This window comes from Streptomyces sp. NPDC003327 (assembly GCF_053589515.1).
Genome location: NZ_JBSFSA010000029.1, coordinates 78,012 through 85,373 on the forward strand (window position 1 = coordinate 78,012; position 7,362 = coordinate 85,373).

The 7,362-nt window shown below is 74.3% G+C and carries 6 protein-coding genes; 2 read left to right on the forward strand and 4 right to left on the reverse strand.

Annotated elements, in window-relative coordinates; translation table 11 throughout:
* Positions 1–9 precede the first annotated feature (9 nt).
* The 3 genes from iolD to iolC are packed head-to-tail and all read right to left on the reverse strand — an operon-like array spanning position 10 to position 3,683.
* A complete protein-coding gene (gene iolD, locus ACWDVG_RS21540; RefSeq protein WP_451700939.1) occupies positions 10–1,866 on the reverse strand; it encodes a 3D-(3,5/4)-trihydroxycyclohexane-1,2-dione acylhydrolase (decyclizing) in 1,857 nt (618 codons plus the stop codon).
* Positions 1,863–2,699: a 5-deoxy-glucuronate isomerase gene (gene iolB / locus ACWDVG_RS21545; RefSeq protein ID WP_451700940.1), complete on the reverse strand. Its 837-nt coding sequence runs from the start codon at positions 2,697–2,699 to the stop codon at positions 1,863–1,865. Before iolB ends, iolD begins: the two co-directional genes overlap by 4 nt.
* A 9-nt stretch (positions 2,700–2,708) precedes the next feature.
* Positions 2,709–3,683 (reverse strand): 5-dehydro-2-deoxygluconokinase, encoded by a 975-nt coding sequence (gene iolC / locus ACWDVG_RS21550; RefSeq protein ID WP_451700946.1) that lies wholly within the window; start codon positions 3,681–3,683, stop codon positions 2,709–2,711.
* Between the two features lie 176 nt (positions 3,684–3,859).
* On the opposite strand from iolC, the gene ACWDVG_RS21555 reads away from it, so the two are divergent.
* Both ACWDVG_RS21555 and ACWDVG_RS21560 read left to right on the forward strand, forming a co-directional pair.
* On the forward strand, positions 3,860–4,786 hold the full coding sequence (locus ACWDVG_RS21555) for a sugar phosphate isomerase/epimerase family protein (protein ID WP_451700941.1): 927 nt from the start codon (positions 3,860–3,862) through the stop codon (positions 4,784–4,786).
* 291 nt (positions 4,787–5,077) lie between these two features.
* Positions 5,078–5,275, forward strand: a complete 198-nt coding sequence (locus tag ACWDVG_RS21560) for a helix-turn-helix transcriptional regulator (RefSeq protein WP_451700942.1) — start codon at positions 5,078–5,080, stop codon at positions 5,273–5,275.
* 110 nt (positions 5,276–5,385) lie between these two features.
* On the opposite strand, the gene ACWDVG_RS21565 is transcribed toward ACWDVG_RS21560, so the two are convergent.
* Positions 5,386–7,362: MMPL family transporter (locus tag ACWDVG_RS21565; RefSeq protein ID WP_451700943.1), on the reverse strand; the 1,977-nt coding region annotated here is incomplete at its 5' end.

Here is a 7,362-nt window from a genome sequence, read left to right on the forward strand (position 1 = left end):
GTTACTCCTTCAGAGATGGCGGCGTCGGGCGGTGACGTGCCGGTCGTACTCCTCGCGGGCCTTGACCGCCGACGGGCGGGTCGACGTCGCGGCCACGGGCACATCCCACCACGCATCGACCGGGGGCGGGCCCGACACTGTGTCGGGCGTTTCGGTCTCGACGTAGACACATGTGGGAACGGTCGCCCGCCGGGCGTCGGCGAGCGCTTCCCGCAGGTCACGGATGGTTCGGGGGCGCAGGACCCGCATGCCGAGGGAGGCCGCGTTGGCGCCGAGGTCGACGGGGAGCGGCGGTCCGGTGAAGCCGCCGTCGGCCGCCCGCCGGCGGTAGTCGGTGGCGTACCGCTCGGCGCCGACGGCCTCCGAGAGGCCGCCGATGGAGGCGTACCCGTGGTTCTGCAGAATCACCAGCTTCAGCGGCAGCCGCTCCTGCACGGCCGTGACGATTTCGGTGGGGTTCATCAGGTACGTCCCGTCGCCGACGAGTGCCCAGACGGGCCGGCCGGGGTCGGCGAGCAGGACGCCGACGGCGGCGGGGATCTCGTAGCCCATGCAGGAGTAGCCGTACTCGACGTGGTACTGGTCGCGGGAGCGGGTCCGCCACAACCGGTGGAGGTCGCCGGGCAGCGAGCCGGCGGCGTTGATCAGGATGTCGGTGGTGTCGACCAGGGTGTCGAGTGCGCCGAGGACCTGGGTCTGGGTGGGGCGGGCGTCCACGTCGGGCGCGGCGTAGGCGGCGTCGACCCGTTCCTGCCAGTCCCGCTTGGAGGACGTCCATCGCACGGCCTCCTGCCGGTGGTCCCCGAGGGCCTCCGTGAGCGCGGTGAGTCCCTCCCGGGCGTCGGCGACGAGCGGCAGGGCGCCCTGCTTGTGGGCGTCGAAGGCGGTGATGTTGAGGTTGAGGAAGCGGGTGCCTTCGGGGAAGAGGGTGCCGGAGGCGGTGGTGAAGTCGGTGTAGCGGGTGCCGACGCCGATGACGAGGTCGCTGGTGCGGGCCAGGGCGTTGGCGGTGGGGCTGCCGGTGTGGCCGATGCCGCCGGCCTCGCAGGGGTGGTCGTACGGCAGGACGCCCTTGCCGGCCTGGGTGGTGACGACGGGGAGGTCCGCGCGCTCGGCGAGGGTGCGCAGGGCGTCCTCGGCTCCGCTGAACCGCACCCCGCCGCCGGCGACGACCAGCGGCCGTTCGGCGGACCTGACCGCCCGTGCGGCGGCGTCGAGTTCGGCGGCGTCGGGGCGGGGCCTGCGGATCCGCCAGACCCGCTCGGCGAAGAACTCCTCCGGCCAGTCGTACGCCTCCGCCTGCACGTCCTGCGGAAGGGCGAGGGTGACGGCTCCGGTGTCGGCGGGGTCGGCGAGGACCCGCATCGCTTCGAGGGCGGCGGGGATCAGCGCCTCGGGCCGGGTGATCCGGTCGAACCAGCGGGAGACCGGACGCAGGCAGTCGTTGACGGAGACGTCTCCGGCGGTGGGGAGCTGGAGCTGCTGGAGGACGGGGTCGGCGGGCCGGGTGGCGAAGGTGTCGCCGGGCAGCAGGAGCACCGGCAGGTGGTTGATGGTGGCGAGGGCGGCGCCGGTGACGAGGTTGGTGGCGCCGGGGCCGATGGAGGTGGTCACGGCGTGCGCGGAGAGCCGGTTGGTCTGGCGGGCGTAGCCGACGGCCGCGTGGACCATGGCCTGTTCGTTGCGGCCCTGGTGGAAGGGCATGAGGTCGGCGTGCTCGACGAGCGCCTGCCCGATCCCGGCGACGTTCCCGTGGCCGAAGATGCCCCAGGTGGCGGTGACGAGCCGCTGCCGTCTGCCGTCGCGCTCGGTGTACTGGGCGGCGAGGAAGCGCACGAGCGCCTGGGCGACGGTGGAGCGCGTCACTGGTATCCCTCCGCGTGGTCGGGGTGGAAGCAGATCTTCCACTCCCTCTCCGGTCCGGGTCCGGCCATGACGTTGAGGTAGTAGAGGTCGTGGCCGGGCTGGGCGATCGACGGCCCGTGCCAGCCGTCGGGTACGAGGACGGCGTCGCCGCTCCGGACCTCGGCGAGGAGCTCGGCGCCGCCGGGCCGGGAGGGGGTGATCCGCTGGAAGCCGTAGCCGTGCTCGCCGTGGACCTCGTAGTAGTAGATCTCCTCCAGGACGGACTCGGCGCCCGGCCGGTGCTCGTCGTGCTTGTGCGGCGGGTAGGAGGACCAGTTGCCGCCCGGGGTGACGACCTCCACGGCGATCAGCCGGTCGCAGGCGAAGGCGTCGGCGGAGGCGAAGTTCCGCACCGCGCGGACGCGGTTGCCGCTGCCCCGGGTCTCGACGGGAACCTCCGGCGCGGGGCCGTAGCGGGCGGGGAGTCGTCGCTCGCACTTCGCTCCTGCCAAAGCGAAGCGGCCTCCCGCACCGGAGGCGATCTGGGCGTGGGCGTCGCGAGGTACATAGGCGAAGTCGCTGACTCCGGCGAACACGCCTTCTCGGCCCCGGAGTTCGACGACGTCGCCGTCGACGCGCACGCTACAGGCCCCGGCGAGCGGAAGCACGATCCACTCGGCGTCTCCGCTGTCGAACGCGTGCCGCCCGCCGGGTCCGAGGTCGAGCACGCGCAGTCCCGCGTGGTCCCAGCCGGCCTGCTCGGGGTCGACCCGGAGGGCGTACGGCCCGCTCCCGGCGGTCCCTGCGGGCAGATGGAGCGAGCGGGTCGGCGGCGCGAGTCGGTCGGAGCACATGGGGCAGGTCTACCCCCGCTCCGGGCCGGTGGCACGCGGGCGCACCGTGGCGTGGCCGCGCGCGAGGGCCTCGTCGATCTCCTCCGCGTACGGCATGGCCGGGGAGCAGGCGAGGCGGCCGGCGACGATGGCGCCGGCGGCGGAGGCGTGGCGCAGGACGCGGTCGAGGTCCCAGCCGGCGAGCAGGCCGTGGACGAGCGCTCCGCCGAAGGCGTCGCCCGCACCGAGGCCGTTGACGACGTCGACGGGGAGCGGGGGGACCTCCGCGCGGGCGCCGTCGGCGGTGCGGGCGAGGACGCCCTTGGGGCCCTGTTTGACGACGGCGAGCCGGACCGTGGTGCCGTCGCCGGAGGCGAGCAGGGCGCGGGCGGCGGCGTCCGGGTCGCGCTCCCCGGTGGCGACCTCGCACTCGTCGAGGTTGCCGACGGCGACGGTGGCGTGGCGCAGGGCCTCGGCGTACAGGGGGCGGGCCGCCGCCGGGTCGGGCCAGAAGGCGGGCCGCCAGTCGAGGTCGAGGACGGTGGTCTCGCGGCCGGCCCGGGCGGTGAGCGCGGCGAGGGTGGCGGTGCGGCTGGGTTCGGCGCACAGTCCGGTGCCCGTCGTCCACAGGACGCGGGCGGTCCGCAGCGCGTCGAGGTCCAGTTCCTCCGGCCGGAGCTCCAGGTCGGGCGCGGTGGGCCGCCGGTAGAAGTAGAGCGGGAAGTCGTCGGGCGGGAAGATCTCGCAGAAGGTGACGGGCGTGGGGTGGTCGGCGTCCTCGGTCACCCAGCGCGCGTCGACGCCGAAGTCGGCGAGCTCCCGGCGCAGGTAGGCGCCGAACGGGTCGGCGCCGGTGCGGGAGACGAGCGCGGTGCGGCGGCCGAGGCGGGCGGCGGCGACGGCGACGTTGGCCGGGGAGCCGCCGAGGAACCGGCCGAAGGTCTCGACCCGGTCGAGCGGGACCCCGGTCCGCAGCGGGTACAGGTCCACGCCGAGGCGTCCCATGGCGATCAGGTCGTACGGCTCCGCTTCCACGCGCCACCTCTCGGCTCGGCCGCCCTCGGCCCCGCACCCAGGTCTAGTCGTCGGGCCGGAGGCGTGTCAACGATATGTCCGGACATTCGGACGAGCGTCGTGCGGCCGTCTTGACGCTCCCGGCGGCCCCGGTCAGGGTGGCAGGCATGACGAAGCCGTCGCCGCAGTCACCTCCGTCGCCGCCGTCCCGCCTTCGCATCGGCTCCGCCCCGGACTCCTGGGGGGTGTGGTTCCCGGACGATCCCCGCCAGGTGCCCTGGCAGCGCTTCCTCGACGAGGTGGCCGGCGCGGGCTACGAGTGGATCGAGCTCGGCCCGTACGGCTATCTGCCGACCGATCCGGCGGTGCTGGCGGAGGAGACCGCCCGGCGCGGGCTCAGGGTGTCGGCCGGCACCGTCTTCACCGGGCTGCACCACGGGCCCGGGGTGTGGGAGCGGACCTGGGCGCACGTCGCCGAGAACGCGGCCCTGGCGCAGGCGATGGGCGCCCGGCACCTGGTCGTCATCCCGTCGTTCTGGCGGGACGACCGGACGGGCGAGGTCCTGGAGGACCCGGTGCTCACGGCCGGGCAGTGGAAGGACCTCACGCGGTTGACGGAGCGGCTGGGGCGGGAGGTGCGCGAGCGGTACGGGCTGCGGATCGAGGTCCATCCGCACGCGGACACCCATCTGGACGGGGAGGAGAGCGTGACGCGCTTCCTCGACGCGACGGACCCGGACGCGGTGTCGCTCTGTCTGGACACCGGGCACTACGCGTACGCGGGCGGGGACAGCGTCAAGCTGATCGAGACCTACGGGGAGCGGATCGGCTATCTGCACCTGAAGCAGGTCGATCCGGCGGTGCTGGCGGAGGTGGTGGCCGAGGGGGTGCCGTTCGGCCCTGCGGTGGCGCGGGGCGTGATGTGCGAGCCGCCGTCGGGGGTGCCCGCGTTCGAGCCGGTGCTCGCCGCCGCGCGGGCCCTGGACGTGGACCTCTTCGCGATCGTGGAGCAGGACATGTACCCGTGCGAGCCGGACGCCCCGTACCCGATCGCGCTCCGCACCCGGGAGTACCTCCGTTCCTGCGGCGCCTGAGCGCGGAGGGGAAGGGCGTGACGGGGAAGCGCGGTGACGGGATGACGGAGTGACGCACGGGGGCACGCCGGTCTGAACGCGTGTCACTTCTGTCACAGGGATGGCCCGTTCGTCACACATGTCGCCGTTACGCGGGTTCTCCGTCACAGGCGTCCGACAGCCGCTCCCCTCCCGTCGGAGGCGGTCGTTCACCGGGCACAGGCTCAGTGATCACCGACGCCACCGCCCGCAGCGCCCCCGAACGGCACTCCCGCCATCGCTGCGCGGCACGGGGCGCAGGGAGGTACCAGCATGACGGACAGAGGCCTCTGGTCGTACAAGGACATCGCGGCGCACATCCGGGTGCAGACGGACACGGTCCGCTCCTACCGGAAGCACGGACTGCTGCCACCGCCCGACCACGTCGAGTCGGGCAAGCCCTTCTGGTACCCGGACACGATCCGTGCCTGGGTCGCCAGCCGCCCCGGCAACCGCGCCCGCCGCGACTGACCCCTCCCGACCGCCCCCCTCTTCCGGACGCCGGCCCCGCACCTCGGGGTCGGCGTCCGGGCGTGTCGGGGCGGCGGGACGGGGACGGCCGGGCGTGTCGGGGCGGCGGTTCAGCCGCGCACCGGGGTGGGCTCCCGGCGCTCCCCGGGCACCTCGTCGCCGTTCACGGGGTCGCCGGGCCCGGGCCCGTCGGACTCGCTGATGCCGAAGCGGTCGTGGAGGCGCCGGAGCGGTCCCGGCGCCCACCAGGTGAGGCGGCCGGTCAGTCTCATCACCGAGGGGACGAGCAGGCTGCGGACCACCATGGCGTCCATGAGGACGGCGAGGGCCACGCCCAGGCCGAGCATCTTGGTGTTGGTGACCCGGGAGGTGCCGATGGCGACCATGACGACGGCGAGGATCACGGCGGCGGCGGTGATCAGGCCGCCGGTACGGCTGAGGCCGAGTCGGACGGCGCGCTCGTGGTCGCCGCCGGAGTCGTACTCCTCCTTGATGCGGGAGAGCAGGAACACGCCGTAGTCCATGGAGAGCCCGAAGGCGACGCAGAACATCAGGACGGGGAGGGTGGTCTCGATGTCGCCGGTGGCGGTGAAGCCGAGGAGTCCGGAGAGGTGGCCCTCCTGGAAGACCCAGACGACCGCGCCGAACATCGCGGTGAGGCTGAGGGCGTTGAGGACGACGGCCTGGACCGGGACGAGGACGCTGCCGGTGAGCAGGAAGACCAGGACGAGGGTGGCGAGGACGACGATCGCCGCCGCCCAGGGCAGCCGGTCGGCGAGGGCGTCCTTGGAGTCGACGAGGACGGCGGCCGGGCCGGTGACGGCGGTGTCGAAGGGGGCGGGGGCGGCGCGCAGGCCGTCGACGACCCGCTGGGCTCCGGCGCCGACGGCCTCGCCCTCGGGGACGACGGTGAAGTAGGCGTGGGTGGTGCCGCCGTCGCGTGAGGTGACGGGCCCGTCGACCCGCGCGACGCCGTCGACGGCCGCGGCGCGCTCGCGGTAGGCCGCGTACTCGGCGGGGGTGGCGGAGCCCTCGGCGTACACGGTGAGGGTGCCGCCGGGGTCGCCGGGGAAGCTCTCGCGCAGGGTGTCCTGGACGGTCCGGGAGGCGGCCGTGGTGGGCAGCTGGCGGTCGTCCGCCGCGCCGAACGTCACGCCGAGGAAGGGCAGTCCGAGCAGGACGAGGCCGGCGGTGGTGAGGACGGCGAAGACGGGTGCCCTGCGCATCACGAGCCCGGCGACCCTCCCCCACCCGCCGCCGTCACCGGTGGCCGCGCCGGTGACGGGGGCCCCGGCCGGGCGGCCCCGGCGGAAGAGGCGCCGCAGGTCGAGGGAGTTCACCCGGTCGCCCAGCAGGACGAGGGCGGCGGGGAGCAGGGCGAGCGCGGCGAGGGCGGCCAGGAGGACGACGGCGATGCCCGCGTAGGCGAAGGAGCGCAGGAAGTACTGCGGGAAGACGAGCATCGCGGCGAGCGAGACGGCGACGGTGAGCGCGGAGAAGAGCACGGTCCGCCCGGCCGTGCGCAGGGTCGTGCGGACGGCGGTGGCCGTGTCGGCTCCGGCGGCCAACTCCTCGCGGAAGCGGCGGACGACGAAGAGGGCGTAGTCGATGGCGAGTCCGAGGCCGAGCGCGGTCGTCAGGTTCTGCGCGAAGACGGAGACGTCGGTGAACTCGGTGATGACGCGCAGGACGGCGTTGGTGCCGAGGATGGCGACGACGCCGACGAGGAGCGGGAGGAGGGCGGCGACGGCGCTGCCGAAGACCACGACGAGCAGGACGAGGGTGACGGGCAGGGCGATGAGCTCGGCCCGCAGCAAGTCCTCCTGGATGATCGTCTGCATCTCGTGCCGCACGGCGAGGTCGCCACCGAGCGAGACCTCGACGGGGCCGTGGGTGCCCCGGAAGTCGGGGGCGATCCGGTCGAGGACCTCGGCCGCGTCCCGCTCCTCGCCGGTGATCCGGGCGGCGATCAGCGCCCGGCGGCCGTCCTCGGAGCGGAGGGCGGGCGAGCCGGTGGCCGCTCGGCTCGCTCGGGGCGGTCCACTTGAGTCCGGCCCAGAACTCGTCCACGGTCCTGCCCCCGGCGC

What these genes read in the sequence shown, in the direction of transcription:
- iolB (WP_451700940.1), bottom strand. Translation starts at nt 2,699, where the DNA reads ATGTGCTCCGACCGACTCGCGCCGCCGACCCGCTCGCTCCATCTGCCC.
- iolC (WP_451700946.1), bottom strand. Translation starts at nt 3,683, where the DNA reads ATGGGACGCCTCGGCGTGGACCTGTACCCGCTGCGGACCGGGGTCCCG.
- ACWDVG_RS21555 (WP_451700941.1), top strand. Translation starts at nt 3,860, where the DNA reads ATGACGAAGCCGTCGCCGCAGTCACCTCCGTCGCCGCCGTCCCGCCTT.
- ACWDVG_RS21560 (WP_451700942.1), top strand. Translation starts at nt 5,078, where the DNA reads ATGACGGACAGAGGCCTCTGGTCGTACAAGGACATCGCGGCGCACATC.